Annotated in this window: 24 protein-coding genes; 1 reads left to right on the top strand and 23 read right to left on the bottom strand. The window is 38.4% G+C overall.

The genetic code is table 11. The features are described from left to right. Positions 1-32 precede the first annotated feature (32 nt). The 12 genes from tcuA to FS608_RS09055 all read right to left on the bottom strand — a co-directional run bounded on the left by tcuA (position 33) and on the right by FS608_RS09055 (position 13,167). Complete coding sequence (gene tcuA, locus FS608_RS09110) at positions 33-1,538, bottom strand: FAD-dependent tricarballylate dehydrogenase TcuA (protein WP_144549157.1); 1,506 nt, start codon at positions 1,536-1,538, stop codon at positions 33-35. Positions 1,539-1,598: 60 nt separating this feature from the next. Further along, positions 1,599-2,552, bottom strand: coding sequence for a VOC family protein (locus FS608_RS09105; RefSeq protein ID WP_144549155.1), 954 nt, complete (start codon positions 2,550-2,552; stop codon positions 1,599-1,601). Between the two features lie 17 nt (positions 2,553-2,569). Continuing rightward, entirely contained in the window at positions 2,570-3,409 is an 840-nt protein-coding gene (locus FS608_RS09100; RefSeq protein ID WP_144549153.1) for an alpha/beta fold hydrolase, read from the bottom strand. A gap of 256 nt (positions 3,410-3,665) precedes the next feature. After that, positions 3,666-5,519 (bottom strand): XylR N-terminal domain-containing protein, encoded by a 1,854-nt coding sequence (locus tag FS608_RS09095; protein WP_144549151.1) that lies wholly within the window; start codon positions 5,517-5,519, stop codon positions 3,666-3,668. 94 nt (positions 5,520-5,613) lie between these two features. Further along, a complete protein-coding gene (locus FS608_RS09090) occupies positions 5,614-6,096 on the bottom strand; it encodes a flavin reductase family protein (protein WP_144549149.1) in 483 nt (160 codons plus the stop codon). Between the two features lie 55 nt (positions 6,097-6,151). After that, positions 6,152-7,105, bottom strand: a complete 954-nt coding sequence (locus FS608_RS09085; protein ID WP_144549147.1) for a VOC family protein — start codon at positions 7,103-7,105, stop codon at positions 6,152-6,154. 110 nt (positions 7,106-7,215) lie between these two features. Next, positions 7,216-8,409, bottom strand: a complete 1,194-nt coding sequence (locus FS608_RS09080; protein ID WP_144549145.1) for an acyl-CoA dehydrogenase family protein — start codon at positions 8,407-8,409, stop codon at positions 7,216-7,218. A 55-nt stretch (positions 8,410-8,464) separates the two neighbouring features. Then, positions 8,465-9,118: a GntR family transcriptional regulator gene (locus FS608_RS09075; protein ID WP_186328656.1), complete on the bottom strand. Its 654-nt coding sequence runs from the start codon at positions 9,116-9,118 to the stop codon at positions 8,465-8,467. Between the two features lie 140 nt (positions 9,119-9,258). Further along, complete coding sequence (locus FS608_RS09070; RefSeq protein WP_144549141.1) at positions 9,259-10,104, bottom strand: alpha/beta fold hydrolase; 846 nt, start codon at positions 10,102-10,104, stop codon at positions 9,259-9,261. A 274-nt stretch (positions 10,105-10,378) separates the two neighbouring features. Beyond that, on the bottom strand, positions 10,379-11,578 hold the full coding sequence (locus FS608_RS09065; RefSeq protein WP_144549139.1) for an MFS transporter: 1,200 nt from the start codon (positions 11,576-11,578) through the stop codon (positions 10,379-10,381). A 448-nt stretch (positions 11,579-12,026) separates the two neighbouring features. Continuing rightward, complete coding sequence (locus tag FS608_RS09060; protein ID WP_144549137.1) at positions 12,027-12,491, bottom strand: flavin reductase family protein; 465 nt, start codon at positions 12,489-12,491, stop codon at positions 12,027-12,029. A 22-nt stretch (positions 12,492-12,513) separates the two neighbouring features. Continuing rightward, the gene (locus tag FS608_RS09055; RefSeq protein ID WP_144549135.1) at positions 12,514-13,167 is read right to left on the bottom strand and encodes a protein kinase family protein; all 654 of its coding nucleotides are present in this window, start codon (positions 13,165-13,167) and stop codon (positions 12,514-12,516) included. Positions 13,168-13,296: 129 nt separating this feature from the next. Between FS608_RS09055 and FS608_RS09050 the strand changes: the two genes are divergently transcribed. Beyond that, positions 13,297-13,848 carry a GNAT family N-acetyltransferase gene (locus FS608_RS09050; RefSeq protein ID WP_144549134.1) on the top strand — a complete coding sequence of 184 codons (552 nt, stop codon included), beginning with the start codon at positions 13,297-13,299 and terminating at the stop codon, positions 13,846-13,848. 13 nt (positions 13,849-13,861) lie between these two features. Here the strand turns inward: FS608_RS09050 and FS608_RS09045 are convergent, their stop codons facing one another. The 11 genes from FS608_RS09045 to FS608_RS08995 all read right to left on the bottom strand — a co-directional run bounded on the left by FS608_RS09045 (position 13,862) and on the right by FS608_RS08995 (position 26,015). Further along, entirely contained in the window at positions 13,862-14,062 is a 201-nt protein-coding gene (locus FS608_RS09045) for a hypothetical protein (protein ID WP_144549133.1), read from the bottom strand. A gap of 92 nt (positions 14,063-14,154) precedes the next feature. Beyond that, on the bottom strand, positions 14,155-14,700 hold the full coding sequence (locus FS608_RS09040) for an outer spore coat protein CotE (protein ID WP_144549131.1): 546 nt from the start codon (positions 14,698-14,700) through the stop codon (positions 14,155-14,157). Positions 14,701-14,939: 239 nt separating this feature from the next. Next, the gene (locus tag FS608_RS09035) at positions 14,940-15,395 is read right to left on the bottom strand and encodes a YlbF/YmcA family competence regulator (protein ID WP_144549129.1); all 456 of its coding nucleotides are present in this window, start codon (positions 15,393-15,395) and stop codon (positions 14,940-14,942) included. 1 nt (position 15,396) lies between these two features. Continuing rightward, the gene (gene miaB, locus FS608_RS09030; protein WP_144549126.1) at positions 15,397-16,941 is read right to left on the bottom strand and encodes a tRNA (N6-isopentenyl adenosine(37)-C2)-methylthiotransferase MiaB; all 1,545 of its coding nucleotides are present in this window, start codon (positions 16,939-16,941) and stop codon (positions 15,397-15,399) included. Positions 16,942-17,126: 185 nt separating this feature from the next. Beyond that, on the bottom strand, positions 17,127-17,993 hold the full coding sequence (locus FS608_RS09025) for a 2-oxoacid:ferredoxin oxidoreductase subunit beta (protein WP_144549124.1): 867 nt from the start codon (positions 17,991-17,993) through the stop codon (positions 17,127-17,129). Between the two features lie 3 nt (positions 17,994-17,996). Then, the gene (locus FS608_RS09020; protein WP_144549122.1) at positions 17,997-19,733 is read right to left on the bottom strand and encodes a 2-oxoacid:acceptor oxidoreductase subunit alpha; all 1,737 of its coding nucleotides are present in this window, start codon (positions 19,731-19,733) and stop codon (positions 17,997-17,999) included. Positions 19,734-20,219: 486 nt separating this feature from the next. Further along, the gene (gene spoVS, locus FS608_RS09015) at positions 20,220-20,480 is read right to left on the bottom strand and encodes a stage V sporulation protein SpoVS (RefSeq protein ID WP_026566505.1); all 261 of its coding nucleotides are present in this window, start codon (positions 20,478-20,480) and stop codon (positions 20,220-20,222) included. Positions 20,481-20,656: 176 nt separating this feature from the next. Further along, positions 20,657-21,454: a TIGR00282 family metallophosphoesterase gene (locus tag FS608_RS09010; protein WP_144549120.1), complete on the bottom strand. Its 798-nt coding sequence runs from the start codon at positions 21,452-21,454 to the stop codon at positions 20,657-20,659. A 111-nt stretch (positions 21,455-21,565) separates the two neighbouring features. After that, entirely contained in the window at positions 21,566-23,125 is a 1,560-nt protein-coding gene (gene rny / locus FS608_RS09005) for a ribonuclease Y (RefSeq protein WP_098571727.1), read from the bottom strand. A gap of 322 nt (positions 23,126-23,447) precedes the next feature. Beyond that, entirely contained in the window at positions 23,448-24,491 is a 1,044-nt protein-coding gene (recA, locus tag FS608_RS09000) for a recombinase RecA (RefSeq protein WP_144549118.1), read from the bottom strand. Positions 24,492-24,761: 270 nt separating this feature from the next. After that, positions 24,762-26,015, bottom strand: coding sequence for a competence/damage-inducible protein A (locus FS608_RS08995; protein WP_144549115.1), 1,254 nt, complete (start codon positions 26,013-26,015; stop codon positions 24,762-24,764). Positions 26,016-26,023 lie beyond the last annotated feature (8 nt).

Raw genomic sequence — 26,023 nt, 5'->3', positions numbered from 1 at the left:
GCACCCCTTTTTCATTTATCAACCTTCTGGCTTCAAACCATCTTCTCTTTTTCTTTAACCTCATGAATGTATCGCGAAGCATTTTCACCTGCAATCTTCCCGAAAACCGAGCCTGCCATTAAGCCGGCTCCGCCTGGATAGTTAAAGTAGAATAACCCGCCAACAAGCTCTCCAGCTGCATATAATCCTGAAATGGATTGGGATAAGACATCTTGAACTTCCGTATTCGTGTTTATTTTTAAACCGCCAAAGGTAAAGGTGATTCCGCATGTGACGGCATATGCTTCAAATGGACCTTCATCCAATGAATTGGCCCAATTGGATTTCCGCACTTCAATCCCGTCCGTACATCGACCATCCTTTATATTTGGATTGAATGGAATATCTTTTCGCACAGCTTCATTGTAGTCTTTTACCGTCTGTAAAAACCCGTCTCGATCTACTCCATCAAGCTTTTCCGCCAATTCTTCTATTGTATTGGCCTTTATTTTCGTTACCTTTCTACCCCGATATTCATCACGTAAAAGCCCGGCAACTTTAGCATCGAAAATCTGCCATGCAAATTGCCCTGGCTGCTCAAGTATCAATTTTCCATACTTAGCATAGGTATAATTGCGAAAGTCAGCTCCTTCATCAACAAATCGCTTACCCTCAGCATTGACTAAAATTCCAAAAGGATAGCTGAGTTTTTGGAAACCTTCCGTAAATTCCGGTAAATAGCGATCTCCTCCAACGGAATGACAACCAGACCAGTTTCCAGCGGAAAGAGCACCAATATCTAGAGCCATCTGAATTCCTTCGCCCGTATTAAAGCGGCTGCCTCTGGCTTTTGCTAAATCCCATTTGGGTCCTAAATAGCGGGTCCTCATTTCTGGATTTGCATGAAAGCCTCCAGATGCTAAGATTACTGCTTTTGCACGGACTTCTGTTGTTTTTCCATTATCTTTAAAAATAACTCCATGGACGCCTTCATCATCGTGAATAAGTTTGGTTGCCATTGCATTAAATAAAACTTGAACACCGAGCTGTTTTGCCTCTTCATGCAGGGCCTCGACTAAACCAGTCCCGCCACCGACAGATTCTACAATCATTCCGCCCCAAAATTTAAAGATGCCATCCACCTTAAAGGCTTGACGGCCGTATATAGGTACCCATCTTACTTTATGTGATTGCATCCATTTCATCGTCTCAAAGCTTTTACTTGTTAAGAGGGAAGCAAGCTCAGGGTCGGTTCGATAATCTGTAATCCGGCACATATCATCAAAAAACACTTCCTCGGGATAGCTCCCAAAATCTGTAACTCCGATATCTTCAGATGTAAGATCAGGCATGATTTGTTTAAGATCTTCTACACCGTTATAGGCAAAGCGAATCGACCCGTGGGTAAACGTGCTATTTCCACCCTTTTCTGCTTCTGGTGCCTTTTCAAGGACAAGGACCCTGGCCCCATTTTCCCGCGCTGCAATAGCGGCGCACATCGCAGCATTTCCTGCCCCAATTACAACAATATCAGTTTCATAGATTCTGCTTTCCGTCACTAGAGTCCCTCTCCTTCAAAAAAGCTGACTCAAACGATCTTCCTGAGTCAGCTTTTAAGATCACGCTTCGATAGTTGGTTTATTCAATTCCTTATCACTTACAGTTTCTCCCCAGTAGGTGTTGGCAATCGAATGATCCTCCTCAGTCCACTCAACCGGTTCCCAGTCTGGTTCAAAAATTAAGTAAGAACCGCTAAATAATTCTACCCGGCAGCCGCTGCCCGGATCACACACATAAAGATAAAATGCCTGCGAAACACCATGTTTACCAGGTCCTATGAATTTAATGCCTTCTTCGGCAAGAATATCAGCCGCCCTTAGGATATCCTGGGCATTGTCGTGCCAATATGATATGTGATGAAGTTGGTTCGGTGTTTCAGCTTGCGGTCTTGAAATCACAGCGATATCATGAACTAAGGGTGTCACGCTCATCCAGCCAGCAACTATATTTTTTTCATGGTATTTTACATATTCACGAAGCTTAAACCCTAATTGGCTGCTCAAGTAATTGAGAATTTCACCGACATCCATGGAAGTAGCAATATTTACGTGATCAAACCTTCTTGGAGAGCAGCCACGAGCCCATGCTTTGTACGTTTGATTTTTCAATACCGAACGTCTTTTTTCATCTGCTTTAGGTTTTTCAACATCATAGTAGATTTCGAACGAATGCTGACTTGGCAGCTTAAAACGAATCGCTCTACCCTGGCCTGCCTCTTCGCCTGCTTCAATCCAATTTACGGCTGTTCCAGCCTTTTCAAGCAATTGGGCAAAACCCTCCACATCTTCTGGGTGTTTCGTTCGCCAGCCGATATGATCGATGTATCCTTTCTCACCTGCAGTTATGGACAGGGAGTGATGTTCAAAATCTCCCCATGCCCGTAAGTAATAGGTTCCATTCTTTTCTTCGGTCACTTCTAAACCGATTACATCACGGAAAAACCAAAGTGATTTTTCCAAATTGGGTGTAACGAGCGCCACATGTCCTAATTTTGCAATCTCCGGTAAAGTCATCTTCTTGCCCCCCTTTATTAGATCGACCCTTTAAAATAGTTTTGAATTAATTGATTAAAGCTTTCTTTATTCTCAATTTGTGTCCAGTGACCGCATTGACCGTATACATGTAATTGGACATTTGGGAGATGTGATAGTAGATAATAGCTAGACTCAACTGAGCAAACCATGTCATCACGTCCATGCACAAGTAAAATAGGATTATTAATTCGTCTAAGAGCAGTGACAGGCACTGGTACCGCAACAGATGCAAAAATAGATTCATTGGATCGATGAATTTCAGGCCGCATCGCTGTCTCATATCTTGTTTCGGCAAGTGAGTCGATTTCAGGTGCCAGTTTTTCCACATCATAGACAAACCAGCCCATAATTTGACGCATTTTCTTTTCAGAAGGATTGTCGTAAAAGCCTTTCGCACGACCGAGTTCTAGACTTATCTTTGTATTTGGTGTCCCTCCTGGTCCCATTAAGACAACACGGTCAAATCGTTCAGGATATTCTAGTAACAATTCCAATGCAATCGAACAGCCTAACGAGTTTCCAACAACGTGAGCCTTTTGAATTCCTAAGACATCTAGTAGTTCAATCAATTGTCCTACCCAAAGATCCATCCATCCCTGTCTATTCTTGGGAAGTGTGTCAGGATGGCCACTTTGTCCGAAGCCGAGCAGGTCAGGAGCAATACAGTCAAACTTTTCACCGCATGAATCCAAAGCGTACCGCCAGTTGGCCCAAGCGAACACACCTGGCCCAGATCCATGTAGAAACAAAATTGTTTCGGAATTTCCCTTACCAGAACGATTTACAAACGTTTCAAAGTTATCTGTTTTAATAATTTGCTGTGTTATTGTTGCCAATTTATGTTCCTCCTCCTAAAGTAAAACTTTCAGCTTAAATGAAAACCTTTACATTTTTCTGTTTCTTAATATAGTTAAATTTTAGAAAATTCTATATTTTAAATCTAGAGAAAAAAACATCTGACTTCCTTGTATTTTTAGTTGATTTTTATTGGTTTTTTTCTTGGTACCTTCACTTTTCACACGGATTTGAAAGTTACTTTTGTTTATTTTCCATAAAAAAGAGCAATCCGCTAGGACTGCTCTCGAAGATAGATTATATTTCTAACTCTCCTAATGCTATTAATGAATCCAGTATCAGCAGGAGCTGATAGCTTTGGGTGGAATCCCGCAAGTCTTTATTTATAAGTGTTTCAATCTTATTGATTCGATACATGAGTCCACTCATGGACAAAGAAAGATCATCCATGGTTTGCTGGAGTTTTCCGCCATTTGATAAAAACACATAGAGCGTTTTCAGCAACTCCTTTTGTTTTCCATTACTTAATTTATATAACGGATCTAACTCTTGTTTTGCGATTTTCTTAATCCCGCTCACATTTTTTGAATTTATCAAGACACCAACAATCCCTAAATCTTTAAACCCATTTATTTTCTTATCCGTAGACATCCTTAATGCGATTAATGACTCTTCCAAATAATCCAATACACTCTCAATTTTCTCTGACTTATCACTAATTCCACATTTAAATTGGCAGTAAGGGTAGGTCGTTTCTAAATGTCTATGGATTTTTTCCATTGTAGGAAAAATCTTTGCATTTTCAGGTATCAGCATAATAATCTGACCCTCATATTGACCAATTAACGCTTTATATCCCTGAATATCAAGATACTTGGCAATTGTCTCTAACTTTTGGTCATAGTGATCAAAGCTTTTTTGTGTGGTCTTTCCCTTTTCTTTATAATCAATGGCTGCGATATAAAATGGTTTCTCGAGATTAAAGCCCATATGCCGTCCACGCTTTATGACTTCGTCGCTGGTGGAATACTGGCCCTTTAATATTTGTTCTAAGAAATAACCCTTCATTTTTTCAAGTGCTTCAAAACTCGTTTTTTCGTTCAAAAGATACAAGGAGGAAGCATTTGCAACCCTCTCAATAAACATAATATCGTTTTCAGCCCTCTTCACTGCATCCTTTAAATAAAGAAATGTGCAATAACCAATTACCTTTTTTTGCACAACAATTGGCGTAATCAACCGTTCCTGATTATCAGTCTTTATTCTCGTCGTCTCATTAAATAGAGGTAGCAAGTTATGGTTATTTCTATTTTTCCTGATTAAATTTTCTTTTAGGTTTTTGTTGAGACGAATATATTCCTCTTCGTTCATCCCTGCGTATACTATTTTTTGGAAGCTCAAATCTTCAATCGAAATTGGTATTCGCAATAGTTTATATGAGCTATCAGCAATATCCTGTAGATTGCTGCCATTCGAAACGCTTTCTGTTAATTTTTTATGAAATTTTGACACCGTATCGATATAATTCCGCTGCTCTAACAATTGCTCGTACGTATACTCAAGTTCTTCTATGATATTAGATTCATGGTAAAACTTAAGCTCCTCTTGAATTTCAGTTCCCCAATCCTCTTGCATCCTTGCCTCAAAACAACATTCAGCATCCCCCTTGGCAATACAGCTGAGCTCCTTAACAATGACACTTTTCCTGCAAACAGTTGACATATATCCGCTTGCATAACCTGTCAATGTATGACATACCGGAATATCTGATTTGCCATGATGCCTTAAATGCTCAATTGCTTCAAATGAATCTATCCATTTTCCCTTGCCAAGGATTGATTTTATTGTTTCTGAATCACTCATTTCGATAATTCTCTCGGACTGAATTTCTCTAATATGTCCTGTACTTAAATGTAGAATCGATGCTTGATTAAGAAGGTCATTGATGGAGGTGCTAGTTTTCATTGCTTCTTCAGCATCACTAACACCTAAATTCCAACCGTAACGAAGCAGAAACCCTTTTGCCCTTTTAGTACCAAGATTCTCGATTAACCCTTTCCTCAGGAAACCAAAAGCTGCTGAGGTTGAGACAATTTTTTTATTCCCATCTTCTGTGTTGTTAGGTTTATATGCTTTTGCAAAGTTAGCCAATTTTACTTCCCCCTCTCTAAATAGAGGTTAAAAGAAAGACTCCTCACATAACTAAATACAAGGAGTCTTAATTCTTCATTTATACAAGTGATTTTTAGTTGGATGGAACAGGTGTATCTTCTAATAAAGTACGGTAACGACCGCTGTAAAATAGCAGTGGTTCAGCATCCTCAAGCTTAATATCAGTTACCTTTCCAATAAATAGTGTATGATCCCCTTCAACATGTTCTGCAAATACTTCACAGGCAATTTGGGCTACGGCGCCAGCCAGTACTGGTTTACCATCAAGACGATCAAAACTGACTTCACGCGGCTCTTTTACCTGTCCAGCAAAAATCATTGAAAGTTCTTGCTGATCTGCTGCTAAAATATTGACTGAAAATGCTTGGCTTAGTTTTATTTTCTCTAGTATTTTGGCTTTTTCACCAATTGAGATGACAACCAACTTCGGACTAAGTGACACAGACATAAAGGCATTTGCCGTCATTCCATGAACATCTCCCTCCACGTCTGTTGCAATCACGGTAACACCAGTTGCAAATTTCCCCATTGCGGTCCGGAATAATCGATCATCCATTATAATGACCCCTTTCGCTTTCCTAGATTGTGTGAATTATCATTCAATTAATTTTTTATGCTTCGATAGTCGGATTGTTTTCAGGAAGTGTATCCGTTTGGTCACCCCAGAAGGTGAAGCCAACATCCATTTCATCTAAAGTCCATACGATTGGTTCCCAATCCGGTTCAAAAATTAAATACCCATTTGTAAACAACTCCACTCGGATCCCACTGCCTGGGTCGACAACATATAGGTACATAGCTTGTGAGATACCATGTTTACCTGGACCCTTAAACTTAATGCCTTGTTCAGCTAAGATATCAGCAGCCCTAAGGAGGTCTTGTGCATTATCAAGCCAGTATGCAATGTGGTGTATTTGATGGGTTGATGGCGAAAATGGATCATGGCTAACCGCAATATCATGAACCAATGGTGTGACACTCAACCATGCCCCGATTAAGGATTCATCTGGAGCTTTTACGCACTCACGCATTTTAAATCCTAATTTTTCCTCTAAATAATCAGAAATGACATTTGCCTTCAAAGATGTAAGAATATTGACGTGATCAATTCTTCTTGGCGACACACCACGTGCCCATGATTTATAAGTCTGATTCTTTAGAACTGATCGTTTGGACGGCTCCGCTAAGGTTTTTTCCATGTCATAGTAAATTTCAAAGCGATGTTCACTTGGTAATTGAAAGCGAATCGCTCTTCCTTGACCTGCTTCTACACCCGCATCAATCCAATTCACCTCTGTCCCTGCTTCTTTTAGAAGTTGGGCAAATCCTTCAACATCCTCTGGACGTTTTGTTCGCCAGGCTATGTGATCGACGTAGGACTTATCGCCAGCAGTAATTGAAAGTGTATGATGTTCAAAATCACCCCATGCTCGTAAATAATGAGTTCCGTTAACCACTTCTGTTTCTTCAAGACCAATTAGTTCTTTAAAGAACCAAAGTGATTTGTCAAGATCTGATGAAACTAACGCCACGTGCCCTAATTTTGCGATTTCAGGTAAACTCATTTTTATTACGCCTCCTATTTTTTATAAAATTCAGTTTAAAATTACTATTATAAATTATCAGATAATAAAACCTGCACATTTACCTTTTTCCTAGCATAATAGGTTCGAGTTTAAACAAAATAAGTATTTGGCTCTTGTCCACACAAAACTCTTCCATAGGTTTCAATTAAACTTGTTGGAGTGATGAAGCCGTGTAAATGCATCGTTAGAAAATCACGATAGACTCTTTGGAGAGGGTTTGTTTCATAGGTAAACATAGAACCGACTCCAGCAACAAGAAGATCAATTGCTTCTTTACATAATTGATTTACATAACCAAAGTCCGCTTTTACCTTAACGATTTCATTTTTATCCATTACTAGACCCTGATCAGCATATGCATCAATTTTGTCAACCGCACGATAAAGATGCATCTCTGCTGAATCAATTTTTAGCTGCGCTTGTGCAACCTGGTGATGAGTAATTGCTGCTTCGGCTTGCTTGTTATAGAATGTATTACCTATACCTGCTTTTGGAAGCCTTTCCATATATAAATCCATTGCGGCTTTTGCTAGTCCAAGTGCAGGTGCGACGATGGATAAAGTAAGAGAAGGAACAAAGGAAGACCTGTACAATGCAACCTCTTTAAGAGGCTCTATCAGATAATGCCCTTTACTGGCCAAGCGATCTAGTGACACACGGTGATCCGGTACAAACACATTTTTAATTTTACAACTGTTACTGCCTGATCCCTTTAAGCCCATTACATACCAGTCGTCAAGAACTTCTAATTCGTCGCGTGGAATAACCATAATGGCCATTTCTACACCGCCGTTTTCATCAAAGATTGGAAACCCGAAGTAACACCAATCAGCATGTGGACTACCTGAAACAAAAGGCCACTGCGCTTCTTCGATAAAATAGCCGCCATCTATCTTTTTGATTTCACATTTGATTGGTTTAAAGTTCCCAGCTAATACGACGTCTTCCCCTGATTTGTAAATTTCACTTAAAGCTTTTTCTCCAAACGTATAAGAAATCATATAATCCCTAATATTACTAAGTGCAACAAACCAGCCTGCCGAACCGTTTCCACGGGATATTTCAGTAACAACCTCTGTATATGTCCGCATATTTGTTTGATAACCGCCAAAAAGATGTGGACGTAAGACTTTTAACGTCCCTTCATTTTGCAAATCATCAATAATGGCTTTGGGTAATGAACTAGTCTTTTCAATTTCTTCCCCAAATTCACGTAATTTAGGAATCAGAGACCGGGCTTTTTCCACCAATTCTTTTTTTGTGTCCAAAACGCTTTGTTCCATTTTAGTACCCCCCGCAACCATAATGGTAGTTTCACTTTCCATAAAACGCACAAATTTAGTTAAACACACGCTGATTTAAATCAATATCCTGATATTCCTCTCCTACCAGCTTTGCCACACGACGCATATGTTTTTCCATTAGTCCTTTGGCCATCCTACTGTCCTTTTCTTTCAGATAAAAATAAATCATCCAGTGCTCTGATTGTGATTGTTTTCTTCGGTCCTTAGTAAATAAATCATCAGGATTTCCTACAAAGTTCAGGTAATCCCAAAGCTGGGTTGCTAAATTAAACGTATAGGTTAATTTAGAAGCTTCATAGATCGTTCTATGAAAATCAATATTGAGCTTGGAATAGTCATCTGGAGACAAATCCAAATTGTCCATCTTCTCTAGGGTATTTTTCAGAAAAATAAAGTCTTCTTCCTTCAAATTTAATGCCGCCTGTTCAGTCATTAATGCATCGAGATTGGCACAGACCAATAAACGTTCCAACACCTCATATGGATCGGGTCTTTTTACAAATACCCCAACTTGGGGAATAATTGACACGAATCCTTCTTGTTCCAGTTTGGATAATGCCTTGTGAATAGGAGTCCGACTTATAGCTAATTTTTCAGATATTTCATTTACATTAATGACTGTTTCGGGTTCCCAGGTCCCCTCAATAATTTGTCTTTTTATATAGCGATATGCCTTGTCTATTTTCATATACATTTACCCCTCTAATTTTTAGTAGTTCTCTCATCAATGGCTGTTTCACATTTTCTGAAAGAATGATTCTATCCTCATTCTATCTACTAAAATATTAGGAATCAACGGTCTGTTCTTTTGTTCAGTTTCCTAAATATCTACAGTTCCCCATTGAAAAAATCGGATGTGAGTTTGATAAATCTTTCTTTCTGCTCCACTTGCGCCCAATGTCCGCAGCGCTTAAAGACATGCAGCTGTGCATTTGGCAAATAGTCCATTACGTATAGGCTGCTTTGGAGTGGTACAAACCGGTCCGCATGTCCGTGAATAAGTAATATTTGATGGTCCATCTGTTTTAGAGCGGAAGGCGGGACGAGCATATCAGATAAATGTGATTTCGAAAAATTTTCTTCGTAAGATTTGCGAACTTCCGGCTTTAAGAATAATTCTAATCGTTCTGCTACAATCTTTTCTAACTCATCTTCTAGGATGCTTTTATCATATAAAAACCAACTTAATAAATTTTTAAAGGCAACTGGATTTGGATCTTTATGAAAGTTTGCCAATTTAGCAAGTTCAGGGGTAGGTTCTGTTAAACCGCCGCCTGCTCCCATCAATACAACACGATCAAAACGTTCAGGAGCGTACATTAGTAAATGTAGGGCAATGACACCACCAAGAGAGTTTCCGACTAAGTGAGCTTTTTCTACCCCTATTTCATCCATCAGGGCCAAAACCTGCTTAATTCTCTCATTCATCCACTCTCCCCCATTTTTGGGGTATGACTCAGGGTGGTCTGTATTTCCAAAACCGAAAATATCTGGTGCCACCACATGAAAATTCTCATTGAAATGTGGTAATATGTGCTGCCAGTTTGATTTAGCACTTACCCCTGGTCCGCTCCCATGAAGAAAAATAATGGTTTCGGAAGAGTTCTTACCACCTTCATGGATAAATGATTGATAGTTTCCTGTTTGAACCTTCTTTGTTTCAAGAGCTGTCATATCCGTACCCTCACTTTGAAAAATAATTTTTAAACATAATCCTCTCATCTGTAAAATTTTAGTTCTCCATTAACACTACTAAAATAGTAGTAATATTAGCATTAAAAGCGCTTTCATTAACTAACTATAATTTTACCTATGTTTATTTCACTTTGTCAATAAATTCTAAATATTTTTTTATTTCTTAAAATTACTATATTGTTAATTTGTTTATGTAACTCAAAAAGCTAAAATGACGAAGTTTCCACTCATCATTTTAGCTCCAGTTATTATTTTATTGACTTATAGTAACCCCCAGGTCTCGATTCGGTTTCTTTACCGAAATTGCCCAAATTAAAGATAATACAACTAATCCAATCGCACTAACCGCCAATGGGAATCTACCAATATCTTGGTTAAATAGAGTCTGAATCATTTGGAATCCAAATGGCCCCAAGATTCCACCTATCCCTTGGCCAGCAACTACTAATCCGACATTAGAAGAAGCACCAACAGGAGTTAGTTCTGAAACCCTTGTAAATACCCCTGGAAGTCCAATTCCCATTGCAAAACCACCAATTACACTTCCAATAAAGATCATAGTTAGTGTAGGAGAGAAGTAACAGATGGCCATCCCAACCCCTGTTATTAAAACCGCAAGTGGTAAATACATGGTTGGAAGCACGTGTTTAATCTTTCCAAATAGAAACCCTGCTATGAGAGTGCCAAAAGTAAAAATCGATATAGCCATACCTGCTTCTGTTGCATTTCCTAATTTATCTGCTTGGATTACAACAGAAATATTTGTCACATAGCCAAAAATTAGTGCAGAATAAAAGATCTGTCCAAGACTTACCCAATAGATTGCTTTTGGTAATTTAACCTTTTGACTGGATTGAGACCCAGCAGCATGGGCAAATTGTTTCTTTTCAGGTTCAGGAAGGTAAAGTATTGTGATTGCAAGGATCCAGATTGGGAATAAATACGTTAAGAAACCATAATGCCAACCATAGGCATCCGCTAATATTCCACCAACTAATTGGAAGAAGATTGCTCCTATACAAGCAATTGTAGAGGTACCAAATCCGATTAAGAAATCTCTTTCCCTTCCGTCAAAGAAATCTGTAATGACATCGACCGACAGCGGCATTGTAATCCCAACACCAAGTCCTAATATCCCTCTCATTACAATAATCAATCCCAAATTATCGATAAACGTTGGGAGGACTCCTCCAATGACGAATAGACTTAAGCCAACAAATAATAGTGTTCTTTTCTTGAATGTTTTGGAAAGTTTACCATAAAAGAGCGCAGGAACGATTTGAATTAATCCTGGAAAGGTAGCAACCAACATAACAATCGTGGGGTCATATTGTGGAAATGCCTTAATAATGTCTGCCATTATTGATCCTGCTACCCCTGCAGCTACATCTTGGAATGCAAGAATAACAACCAAAAACTTTAGAAAATTTCTGCTGATTGTCTTTACTACCATTGATAAACCTCCCTTATATTTCATAAACTGTCACCCAAGAAAAAAATGAATCCGCTTTCATAAATTGGATTATCGAGCGAGAAACTGTCGCTTTTGTTGGCCAGCAAAAACAACAGCATTAAAATTTTAGAATCATATAACTAAAATTTTAACGGAACATTTTTCAATCTATAGATTGTAAAAATCGGTAAAAAAAGCGCTTTTCTTTACTAACTGTAATTCTACATAGGCGATATTTACTTGTCAATATATTCTAAATATTTTTTATTTTTAGACTAAACTTCATTATTTCACGAAAACACACAAAAAATGCCCTGAAGATATCAGCGCATTTCTTAATTGTCCCTAATTAAGTAAAATTTCACAGTAATTCGAAGGGTATTGAATCTATTTTTTATAGTTCTTTCAAAATATAGTAAAAAACCTACGAAACTGCTTAATTCATTATCTACTCATCTGCAAGCGATCGATATTTTCCACTAAAATAAATTAGCGGGTCCGAATCCTCCAGGTTAATACTAGTTACCCGGCCTATAAAAAGGGTATGGTCTCCTTCCACATGCTCAGCCGATACTTCACACGTAATTTGAGCCACAGCTCCTGGTAAAACAGGTATTCCTTCAAGACGCTCAAATGCTACTTCTTGTTGATTTTTTAACTGCCCCGCAAATATCATTGATAATTCTTGCTGTTTGGCAGCAAGTATATTGACCGAGAACTTTTTGCTTTGTTTTATTTTTTCAAGCATTTGTGCTTTTTCAGCAATCGAAATGACAACAAGTTTTGGATTAAGCGAAACAGACATAAAGGCATTCGCAGTCATTCCATGTACATTTCCCGCAACTTCTGTTGCGACTACTGTTACTCCAGTTGCAAATTTCCCCATTGCGTTTCGAAACTGACGGTCATCCATAATTACACCTCGCTAAATATTATTATTTTTTAGCTTTCTTTTTCAAACGACGATACATCCGATATCCTTTCCGCATTGAATCAACCATTAAAAAAGGGATTGGTGGATGATATTTATATATATATGGTAAATAAATCTTATAATAAGCTTTTTTTAAATCTTTCCATTTCCTACAAAATCCTTTTTTATAAAAATCGGATATATCAACAATGTATCCTCTGCCCTCAAACATGACGACATTTTTCCCATGGACATCATAGGGATTTAATCCAACAGACCTTGCATAATCTAAACCGGAATCAATATCTTTTATAACTGATTCGGGAATTGGAATTCCCTTAACCAGCGCATCAAACAAAGTGATACCTTCAAGCTTTTTTAAGATTAAATAATTTTCCCCATAATCATACAGTGTAGAATAACTTTTATGATTTCCTAATCTTTTATACACTTCAATTTCCTTCTTAAGTTCCTCTGGATTTCGCCCATATACTTTTACAACCCATTCTGGCTTTGCATCAAGCGAAAATACCCCAGCATAATTACCACTCCCGATGGTTCTCCAGATCTGTGACTGATTTTCAACGATAATTGGATCAAACGGACTGTTTGTCGTTAATTGTATTTTTGGGAATAGCTCTGTTTCTATTAAATTTATATACTCTGCTTTTTGCAAAATTGTACACCTTCTAAACCAAAATATAATGGAAATTTCTTTTATGCCATTATACACTAATAATTAGTATAAAGATTTAGAATTCATATGGAAATTCGAAGCACTAAGAGCTAATAGAAAGGATTTGCTATGACTTTTCCCATTTTAGAAACCAAAAGACTTAAATTAATTGAAATAACCCATCAGCATGTTGACTACATATACGATATTTTATCCTTAGAAGAAGTAACAAGGTTTTATGGGACTAATCGTTTTACTCTTCCCGTTGAAGCATCAAGATTAATTGACATGTTTCATAAGAATTTTGTTGATAAGCGCGGGATTCGTTGGGGTATTAAATTAAAAGAAAATCAGCGTTTCATCGGTACGGTGGGTCTTAATGGTTTACATTTAAAAAATAAGCGTGCAGAGATTGGTTATGAACTCCATCCAAATTTTTGGAGAAGAGGACTAAGCTCCGAGGCAATAAATGAAGTAATCCGTTTTAGCTTTCAACAATTAGATTTATATCGTATTGGTGCCGTTGTCTACCCAGAAAATAAAGCATCGATCAACTTATTAACGAAGATTGGTTTCACAAATGAAGGAATACTGCGCGGCTATATTAATCAAAATGAGCATTTTCATGATACCTACGTCCTGTCGTTATTAAAACCAGAATGGATAGAAAGCCAGGGTTAAAATCCTGGCTTTCTTATTGCTCAAAATAATCCTTAACTTTTTTAGGGTTTTTTACTACAGTATCATTATAATACGGATTACATTCCGTAGCATCTTGTGGATCGAGATTGGTTTTAATCACTAGCATTGGTGAGGGTGAACTTTCAGCGATTATTCGGTCATTTAATTGGTTAAAATCAGGCATATTTTTATTTCCTGGCTGTCTAGGGTCCATTCTAACACCTCCTTGTCTTAGCTTGCTAATTTAGCCTTTAATAATTCCCCCGAAAAGAAAAAAACTAGGAAGTAAAAACCTCCTAGTTACTTTTATTCTTCTTCTGAACCGACTAAGAAATCTGGATTTAACTCTTCGAATTCTTCGTCGTCTACATCCATACCCCAATCATCGTCGCAGTCCTTGCATCCATCTGAGCTGACAAGAACACAAACCTTTGTCTCGCCTATCACCTCTACGAGGAACTCTCTTTCAACATGGACGATGATACGATTGCCATTCGGGGAAATGACCGCTTCAACACAATTTGGCTGTTGCAGCACTCGAGCACAAATTTCATTGTCATCGAGGCAATCATGGTCGCGATACTTTAACTTAATGACATCTGTATATTGGACACGTTCTGTGACAACTTCTGTTTTGGTATTGTCATTAAACGAATACCAAACATTGATGTCGTAAGAGCCATGTATCTCTACAGTCTTGCCAACCTTTTTCGCATTGTATTTATGGTTGATGATCCAACAGCCAAGTATACTTGTTGGACTGTGCGCCGGGCTAATCGTATGATTGGACTGGGTGAATTTACGTCCTTTCGCTACTACGGCCTTGGTAATTATCTCTCTATATTCTCCCATTTCGCGCGAACCCTCCTCATTCATTTTCATTTCATCGTATGCAAGATATAAGACTAGTGTGAAATTTATTTTGTTGAGTACTGGATAAAAGTTTAGTCATAGTTCATTTTATGCGGGAGTTATAGGTGTGTGCCTTGTATGCATGTACTTAAAAATGAAGAGTAATAAGATTCTGGTCAGTGGGGAAAATAAATGTAAGGAAAAAATAAAGCCAGGCTCTAGTAAGCCTGGCTGTAGTCTTAATGTTCGTGATCGCAATCGTCGTGGCCTTCACAAGATCCGCCGCCATTTTGCATGCTTGAACCGGTTTCTCCTAATAATACATCGCCGCCCGTAGAAATGATGATTTCATCGGTAACCGTATTTGAAATGGTTGATGCAATAATTTGAAGCAATTCGTTTACATCTAATTGTGATTGTTTGAACTCCTGTACAACAGGAATTTCATCTAATTCTTGCTCAATCGAAGCAATTTTATCTTCAACCTTTTTTAAGGCTTCAGGTTTACCATAATGCTGAAGATTTACAGCTTGTTTTTGTAATCCTTTAATATCCGAAATTAAAGTGTGAACTTTCTTGTTTTCATTCAACTGTGCTTCTGCTCGCTTAAAGAAGTCAACCTCTTCTGTTTCTGCAATCATTCGAGCTAAGTCTGTTGCACGTGCAACGATATCATCTTTTGTATATTTCGCCACTTTACTTCACCTCTGCTGGTTCGAATTTCTCTACCATTTCTCCGTTTAATGACCATGTTTTTGCTTCTGTTATTTTAACCTTTACAATTTTTCCAATCGCTGATTTTGGAGCAACAAAGTTAACAAGCTTATTCCTAGAAGTATATCCTGCTAGGACATCAGGATTGTTCTTACTTTCCCCTTCAACAAGGACATCGACGATTTGGCCTTCATGTTTCTTCATCGCTTCTAAGGAAAGCTCATTCACAAGGGCATTTAAGCGCTGTAAGCGTGCTTTCTTCACTTCCATCGGAACGTTATCCTCCATTTTTGCTGCTGGAGTACCTTCACGTGGAGAATAAATAAAGGTATATGCTAATTCATAACCGACTTCACGGTAGAGTGACATTGTTTCTTCAAACTGCTCATCCGTTTCATTCGGATAACCTACAATAATATCAGTGGTTAACGCAACATTGGGAATGGCCGCTTTAATTTTTCTTACTAGTTCTAAATATTGTTCTCTTGTATACTTACGTGCCATAATTTTTAATACATCAGTAGAACCTGATTGGACTGGTAAATGGATATGGTCCATTAAGTTGCCGCCTTTAGCAAGCACATTAATTAAACGATCATCAAAGTCACGTGGATGGCTTGTTGTGAAGCGAATTCTCGGAATATCAATTTTTCGTAATTCATCCATCAGTTCACCAAGACCATAGGAACCATCTTCTAAATCTTTTCCATAGGCATTTACATTTTGACCAAGCAAGGTAACCTCTTGGTAACCCTGTGCAGCAAGATGTCGCACTTCCTGAATAATTTCTTCTGGCCTGCGGCTTCTTTCTTTCCCACGGGTGAATGGTACGATACAGTACGTACAGAATTTATCACAGCCATACATGATGTTAACCCAAGCTTTAATATTTCCTCGGCGGACTTTTGGAAGGTTTTCAATGACATCCCCTTCTTTAGACCATACTTCAACAACCATCTCTTTTGACATATATGCCTCATTCAAGATATGTGGTAAACGGTGAATATTATGGGTACCAAAAATCATATCAACCTGGTGATAGGTTTTTAGAATTTTGTTAACAACAGATTCTTCTTGTGACATACATCCACAAACACCTAAAAGCAAGTCAGGCTTTTCTAATTTTAATGACTTTAAATGACCTAGTTCACCAAACACTTTATTTTCAGCATTTTCCCTAATTGCACATGTATTTAATAAAATGACATTTGCATCTTCAGTGCTGTCAGTGGGTTCATAGCCTAATGCTAAAAATATTCCTGCCATAACTTCCGTATCATGCTCATTCATTTGACACCCATAGGTACGGATGTAAAACTTTCGACCCTCGCCCATTCCACGGAATTTCTCTGGAATCGCAAAGTCATTATGGTACTTTACTTCTTCTTTTCCACGTTTTTTAGCATCTTTCAAAGATGGTGCAGTAATTACTTGTTCAAAGTACTTGCTGTAATCCTTGGCGGATTTTTTGTCCGAAGAATTAACAGACTCGACTTGCGTACCTTCTAAACGTTGTTTTTCATTCATTTGTTTAAATGCCCCTTTCTTCCTTTTTTAAAATTTCAGCTATTTAATATCTTTAAAGTTATCATCTGTGCAAATTTGTAAGGAACTCCAGACATAGTCCACACATTATTATAGTATAAAGGTTAACGGACTTGAAAACAATAGAAAATCCCGTAGGCAGAAGCCCCGGGATTTTCTATTTATCCTTATATAAATTCTGAAACTAATTTATCAAAATAATTTTGATCCAAGTTAAGGTCTGCTTTTGATAAAGGTGTTTCTGAGTAGCCAGTGACCAATTCTTGATAAGACTTACGCTCAGTGTTTTGATAAATAAGTCCTGTTACAAGACCATTATGCTTCATTAATGTCTGCATGGCCTCTTCGCGATTTGAAGGGTCATAACCTTCGACATCACTAAGTTTTGTTAGGTTTTCTTTAAACCAATCATATGTGTTTACCTTATTATAAGTAACACATGGACTGAATACATTGATTAAAGAAAATCCTTTGTGTTTAATTCCTGCTTCGATTAATGCTGTTAAATCTTTTAGGTCTGTAGAGAAACTTTGCGCTACAAATGTTGCTCCAACAGTCAAAGCCATTTCCATCGGAGAAATTGATTGCTCAATTGACCCCATTGGCGTTGATTTTGTTTTAAAACCCGTTGCTGAACGAGGAGAAGTTTGACCTTTTGTTAAACCATAAATTTGGTTATCCATTACGATATAAGTAATATCGACATTACGGCGAATGGCATGAATCGTATGCCCCATTCCAATCGCATAACCGTCTCCGTCTCCACCAGAAGCGATAACAGTTAAGTCACGATTTGCCATTTTCACACCTTGTGCAATCGGAAGTGAACGGCCATGAATCCCATGGAAGCCATATGAATTAATATAACCTGAAATACGTCCTGAACAGCCAATTCCAGAAATAACAGCTAGGTTTTCTGGCTCTAAGCCAACATTAGCTGCCGCACGTTGCATTGCCGCTTGTACGGAGAAGTCGCCACAGCCAGGGCACCAGTTCGGTTTTACATTGTTACGAAAGTCTTTAAAAGTGGCCATGATTTAGAACAACTCCTTACATTTTGTATATACTTCGTGTGGCAGGAATGGATTTCCGTCATATTTAAGATGATTAGTAATTTTTTCAGCATGTCCAACATTCATTTTCATAATATTCGCTAATTGGCCAGTTGCATTGTTTTCCACAACAACAACTTTCTTAGCAGAACGGACAAGTGGAAGAACTTCGTCCGTTGGGAACGGATGAATTAAACGGATGTGCGCATGATTGACTTTTATGCCATCATTCTCTAAACGTGTCATTGCTTCTTCAATAACGCCGCGTGTTGAGTTAAATCCTACAAATAAAACATCCGCATCCTCATGCTTAACATTTTTATATACGGGAGTATCAAAGCGAATATTTTCGATTTTGCGGAAACGCTTATCCATTTGTGCATTCCGGTTTGCAGCGGATTCAGATGGTTTACCAGTCTCATCGTGCTCAACACCCGTTACATGGTGAATACCATTCTTCATACCAGGGATTACACGTGGAGAAACTCCATCATCTGTTACTTCATAACGTTTGAAGTACGCATTATTTTCATTAGCAGGTATTTCATCTGTTACCAATTTTCCACGTCTGATTTCAACCTTGTCATAGCTTAATGGTTCAACGGTTTGTTTACCCAAAGATAATTGAAGATCAGATAAAATAATGACTGGACATTGATACTCTTCAGCTAAATTGAATGCCTCCGCGGTATCATAGAACGCTTCTTCAACTGTACTTGGAGCCATGACAATTTTCGGAATCTCACCATGTGTTCCATAGATCATTGCCATAAGGTCTGATTGTTCTTGTTTAGTTGGTAATCCTGTTGAAGGACCGCCACGTTGTGTGTCTACAATTACTAACGGAGTTTCAGTAATACCTGATAGTCCGATTGCTTCCATCTTTAATGATAATCCAGGTCCAGCAGAAGCAGTAATCGTACGTACACCGGCGTAGTTAGCCCCAATTGCCATTGTACAAGCAGCAATTTCGTCTTCTGTTTGAATTACTGTACCACCTAGTGCAGGTAGCTTTTTAATCAAATATTCCATGATTTCAGATGCAGGTGTAATTGGGTAAGCTGCCATAAAACGGCATCCGCCGGCAATAGCTCCAAGCGCTATAGCATCGTTACCAATCATAAACATCCGTTTTTTGCCGTCAGCCTTTTCAAGTTCCATGGTTTGGATACCTGAAGCAAGATTTTCCTTCATTTTTTCAAAGCCGGCTTTGATTGCATCCATATTCTTTGCAACTACTTGCTCGCCTTTTTTGCCAAAAATCTCACGAACTACTACTTCAAATACATTAATATCTAAGTCTAATACGGCAGATGTTGCACCGATTGCTACCATGTTCTTCATTAAAGAAGTTCCAAGTTCAGTGGCAATTTCAGTAAATGGTACCGCATACAATGATGCTTCTGTATCATCAGGTTTCTTTGGTGAAAATTTTGCATCAGCAAGGATTACACCATTACTGTGAAGTTCTTTGTAGTTTAAATCAATCGTTTCTTGGTCAAATGCTACTAGGATATCTAGGTCATCAGAAATTGAACGCACTTCTGTCGTACTTACTCTGATTTTGTTGTTTGTATGACCACCCTTAATACGTGAAGAAAAGTGACGATAACCATACAAATAATATCCCAGGCGATTCAGTGCAATTGCAAAGATTTCCCCAGTACTTTCAATACCTTCCCCTTGTTGTCCTCCAACTTTCCATGAAAGTTGATTGATCATGACTTACACCCCTTTGGATATGTAAAAATTAAGTAGAATAAATTGATTCATTTATTAGTTTAGCACTATTCCGAGTATTTCACTAGAATTTAGCCTATAATTACTAAAAGACTAAAAAATGTAACTTAAGATATGTACTAAACGCTTACAATTCTAGACCTATGCACTAAAAATTGCAACCCTTTAAAGCGAAATATTGTCTAAAATATGAATATTTTTTTATTATTTGAAATATACTTGGATTCGATAATGTCGACTGCTGCAGAAAGATAAATCCTCCTCATTATATGGCAGTTTTTCTTTAATTTATTCCCCATATGAATATCTAAAATTTATATTCTAGAATTCATCATAGTCTATCTTAGAATAATGTTAATATCGTACATTGTATGATTTTTGACTTAATGCTAAAAAATACCTGCTTGATTATCCAAGCAGGTAGTATCAAATAAATATTTGTTTTTCCTTGTCAAAAGTCTATCTCTTTCAACGTGGTTCTACAATTAATTTGATAGCTGTGCGTTCTTCCCCGTCAATTAAAATATCGGTAAACGCAGGGATACAAATTAAATCAACTCCGCTAGGTGCTACAAATCCTCGAGCAATCGCTACTGCCTTAACGGCTTGATTCAATGCACCCGCCCCAATTGCCTGTATTTCCGCTGCACCTCTTTCACGCAGAACCCCGGCAAGCGCACCAGCTACAGAATTAGGATTAGATTTTGCTGAAACTTTTAATATATCCATTTCTAGCTCCTCCTTAGAAAATCCCGATCCCGCATGAGCAGTTTCATGAACAAATCAGGTTATAACATTCCACTGCTACTATATTCAGTTGTAAAATAACATATTCCGGCTTGGACAAAAAAAAAGCTCCAGCGCCTAGGAGCTGGAGCTAAACTAATAGCAAAATCAATTTGATATTAAGAATAAAACGGATGATCGTCGTTTATTAATATAGGTTGAATTTTTTTTGTAAATCCGGTTTTACGGTCCAATTCAATAACTACTGCACTAAGCTGATTTCTTCCTCCAGCAGCAACTTCAAATCGAACTGGAAGACTTGTAAGGAACCTTTTAAGAACAGCCTCTCTCTCCACCCCTAGAATGCCGTCATACGGACCTGTCATGCCCACATCGGATAAATACCCTGTACCATTTGGCAAAATGCGGCTATCGGCTGTCTGAACATGTGTATGCGTACCCACTACCGCTGATACTCTCCCATCCAAGTACCATCCCATTGCCTGTTTTTCGCTTGTTACTTCCGCATGAAAATCCACAAAAATATACGGAGTTCTTTCTCTGGCAATTTCAATTAATTCGTCTGCCTTTTTAAATGGGCAATCCAATGGTGCCATGAACGTTCTCCCTTGCAGATTAATGACTGCAACTTCTAAATCATTTACTTTAAAAAACGCCATCCCTTTTCCAGGTGTTCCTTCAGGAAAATTTGCTGGTCTAACCATATTTTTGGCTGAACCGATAAACTCAAAAATCTCACGGTTATCCCACGAGTGGTTACCAAGGGTTATAGCCTGTGCACCATATCCTAAAAATTCACGATAAATTTTTTCAGTAATTCCTTTACCGCCAGCTGCATTTTCCCCATTAATAATGGTAAAATGCGGACGATATTTTTCTTTTAATTTTGGCAAGTATTCCTTAACCATGTCACGGCCTGGTGATCCGACAACATCACCTATAAAAAGTAGATTCATTTTTATTCCTCTCGTCAAGAAAAATTGTTAATGTTTCAATTGTATCACATTCTGACTTCATTTAATCGAATAAGCACTCCCAAAAAAATAAAGCGATGCATATGCACCGCTTTATTTCGCATATTCAACAGCCCGTGTTTCTCGGATAACTGTTACTTTAATGTGTCCAGGATAATCAAGTTCTTCCTCAATGCGCTTACGAATATCGCGAGCTAATCGGTGAGCAGCAAGATCATCAACCGAATCAGGTCTAACAATAATACGTACTTCACGTCCTGCTTGAATAGCAAAAGATTTCTCTACGCCTTCATATGACTCAGAGATTTCCTCTAACTTTTCAAGACGGCGGATATAGTTTTCAAGCGTCTCACTACGTGCACCTGGTCTTGCAGCTGATAATGCATCAGCAGCAGCAACTAAAACAGCAATGATAGACGTTGGCTCTGTATCCCCATGGTGTGATGCAATACTATTAATTACTACAGGGTGTTCCTTGTATTTGGTTGCAAGTTCAACACCAATTTCTACGTGGCTGCCTTCCACTTCATGGTCAATTGCCTTCCCAATATCATGAAGCAAGCCCGCACGACGTGCTAAGGTTTCATCTTGACCCAATTCAGCAGCAAGTAATCCAGATAACTGTGCTACTTCCATTGAATGTTTCAAGACGTTTTGACCATAGCTTGTACGGAATTTCAAGCGGCCAAGAATTTTGATAAGATCTGGATGAAGTCCATGAACACCCACTTCAAAGGTGGTTTGCTCACCAACCTCGCGGATATATTCATCCACTTCTCGACGAGACTTTTCTACCATTTCCTCTATTCGTGCTGGATGGATACGTCCGTCTTGAACTAATTTCTCCAGTGCTAATCGAGCCGTTTCACGGCGAATAGGATCAAAACCTGATAGAATTACAGCTTCAGGAGTATCATCAATAATTAAATCAATTCCTGTTAACGTTTCTAGCGTACGAATATTTCTTCCTTCACGGCCAATAATGCGGCCCTTCATTTCGTCATTTGGCAGGTTGACGACAGAGACAGTCGTTTCCGCAACATGATCAGCAGCGCAACGCTGGATTGCTAGCGAAAGAATTTCCTTCGCTTTCTTGTCTGCTTCCTCTTTCGCACGATTCTCACTTTCCTTAATCATTATGGCAGTGTCATGGGTTAATTCCTGCTCCATTCTGTCGATAATGATGGCTTTCGCTTCCTCGCGCGTTAAGCTTGAAATTCGTTCGAGTTCAGTTTGTTGTTTTCGTACCAACTCGTCCACTTTGCTTTCCATCTCTTCAATATGCTGTTGTCTTTGGTTTAGAGAATCATCCTTCTTTTCTAAAAGATTTTCACGCTTGTTTAACGTTTCCTCTTTTCGATCTAAATTCTCTTCTCTTTGCAGTAAACGGTTTTCTTGTTTTTGCATTTCATTTCTTCGTTCACGAACCTCACGTTCTGCTTCAGTACGAAGCTTGTGAATTTCATCCTTTGCTTCTAGCAAAGCTTCTTTTTTCAATGAATCAGCATCTCGTTTCGCATCTTCAAGAATCTGCTCTGCAGCATTCTTTGCACCTGCTACTTTTGCTTCAGCAATGGATTTATGAACAAAATAGCCAACAACGGCACCGACGATAAGGCCAAGCAAAATGGAGATGATAGTAATTAAATCCAATCGTTACACCTCCTCTTGCTATGAACTTTTGTTACATTTTTTAAGTGTCGGCATGTACATTGTTTAGACTCAACATACAGCAAGCACCAAGGCTTTTTCGGATTGTAATAATACCAAAAATGTAAAATATACATGTTAATTGTAAAGGTGGGAATATTCATTGTCAAGGCTTAGTCCTTTTGGCTTTTTGAAATATTTAGAATAGGACATCATTTTTTGATCCACATGCCAAAATCTTTATCATTTTTATGACTATAGAATCGGAAATAAAATATATTTTGTAAAAAAAGAGCAAAACCATAAATAGCTTTGCTCTTTTACATTAATCAATTAATTCAAATTGTTCATCATCGTCTGTTTCAGTTACAAATTTTTCACCGTCTAAGCCATAATGTTCACGGATTTTCGTTTGAATCTGGAGACGAATATCAGGGTTTTCCTTTAAGTACAGCTTTGCATTTTCACGGCCTTGACCAATTCTAATATCGTTATAGGAATACCATGAACCGCTCTTTTGAACGATATCTAATTCGGAGCCTAGATCAACAATCTCGCCTTCCTTAGAAATCCCTTCGCCATACATAATATCTACTTCAGCTGTTCGGAAAGGCGGAGCAACCTTATTCTTTACGATTTTAATTTTGGTTTTATTCCCGACAATGTCAGTTCCTTGCTTCAACGCTTCCGCACGGCGTACTTCAAGACGTACAGTTGAATAAAACTTTAACGCACGACCACCAGGTGTAGTTTCAGGATTCCCGAACATAACGCCGATTTTTTCACGGATTTGGTTAATAAAGATCGCGATTGTCTTAGATTTGTTGATCGCACCAGATAGTTTACGAAGTGCCTGTGACATTAGACGTGCTTGTAAACCAACGTGAGAATCTCCCATTTCCCCTTCAATTTCCGCTTTTGGAACCAATGCGGCTACAGAGTCAACGATAAGAATATCAATGGCTCCGCTTCGTACTAATGCTTCTGCGATTTCAAGTGCTTGTTCACCCGTGTCAGGCTGTGATAATAATAACTCATCAATGTTAACACCCAATTTTTGGGCATACGTTGGATCAAGGGCATGTTCAGCATCAATAAATGCGGCTTGTCCACCATTTGCTTGAACTTCAGCAATTGCATGTAAAGCAACCGTTGTTTTACCAGAGCTCTCAGGACCATACACTTCAATAATACGGCCTCGTGGGTATCCACCTACTCCAAGCGCTGCATCAAGTGCTAATGAGCCACTTGGACTCGTTAAAATCTTCGTGTCTGTCTTTTCTCCCATCTTCATGACAGAACCTTTACCAAATTGCTTTTCTATTTGCTTTAACGCCATTTCTAAGGCCGCTTTACGATCATTACTCACGAATCATTTCCTCCCTTATATATAAACACAAGCTAATTGCTATAATCTATTAAATTAATTCCTATTAATAATATAACCGCTTTTCGGATATTTGTCGAGCAAAAAAACGAACATTCATTCGTTTATTTTCAAAGCAACTTGGATGTAATTTTAGGTAATTCCCTATCCTTTTTGTAAATTTTTGCGACTTTGGCTAGCAGATAAAGTTTGTTTCACCCACTGTCTGACTTTTCCGAATATCCAAATCTATTCAAAAAAAGTCACAGAATACTATTTAGCATTCTGTGACTCTTTTAACAATTGAAGGAGAAAATGGCAACCATATTTTACGGCACGACCGCGATTGGCTTCTCTGGTTCCGCCAAGGATAAGTTTTTCAACAATGGTTGGCTTTCCTTTTATTGCAATCCCAATAAATACAGTACCAACTGGCTTGCCCTCAAGCTCTTCAGGACCTGCTACACCAGTAAAACTAATCCCAATATCCGTTTTAAATAATTGGCTGGCATTTTCAGCCAGTTCCCTAGCACATAGTTCACTTACTGCACCATGTGTTTCAAGCGTTTCTTTCCGCACTTTTAAAATCTTTTGTTTTACTTGATTTGAATAGCAGACAACTCCACCTGTGAACACGGAACTTGCACCTGAAATGGCAGTCAGCCCCTGTTGGAACAGTCCACCGGTTAAACTTTCAGCCGCAGTAATTGTAAGTTTTCGTGTCTGTAAGGTATTCATTACTTCTTCCAAAAGAGAAGTTTGATCATATCCATAAAAAAATGAACCTAGACGCTGATTAATGGTATTTTCAAGATTATCGAGCAGTGACTGAGCTATTTTTCCGTCTACATGCTTTGCAGTCAGCCTCAATGTAACCTCCCCATCCCCAGCGAGCGGAGCGATCGTCGGATTGCTTTGAGCATCAATTAAATCCATGATCTCGGTTTCCAAGGCAGCTTCACCAATTCCAAAAAACCTTAACACCCTAGAAATAATTACCTCTTTGGCTAGGTTTGCTTTAGAAAGTGCCTGACACCCATATTGACTAAACATCGGTTCAAGTTCCTTAGGTGGGCCAGGGAGCAGCATATATGTGTGGTCCTTAGCTTCAACAACCATTCCTGGAGCCATTCCATGATCATTTGGAAGAATATGTGCCCCGCTTAATACAAGTGCCTGTTTTCGGTTATTTTCTGTCATTACGCGATTTGTTCGTTTAAAGTACAATTCTATCGAAGTTAACGCATCCTCATCAATAACAAGTTCTTTTCCAAGGTGGCGCGCAATAGTTTCCTTCGTTAAATCATCCTTTGTTGGTCCAAGGCCACCCGTAAAGATAATAAGATCTGCACGTTCCTCAGCTATTTCAATTGCCGATTCCAATCTATCAGGATTATCACCAACTACCGTATGAAAAAAGACATTAATCCCAAGATCTGCCAATTGCTGAGACAAAAATCGTGCATTCGTATTTACAATTTGACCGAGCAATAACTCCGAACCAACTGCAATAATCTCAGCGTTCATCGTAATCA

Source organism: Bacillus sp. X1(2014) (assembly GCF_007678255.1).
This window is presented reverse-complemented; position numbering and strand designations above follow the sequence as displayed.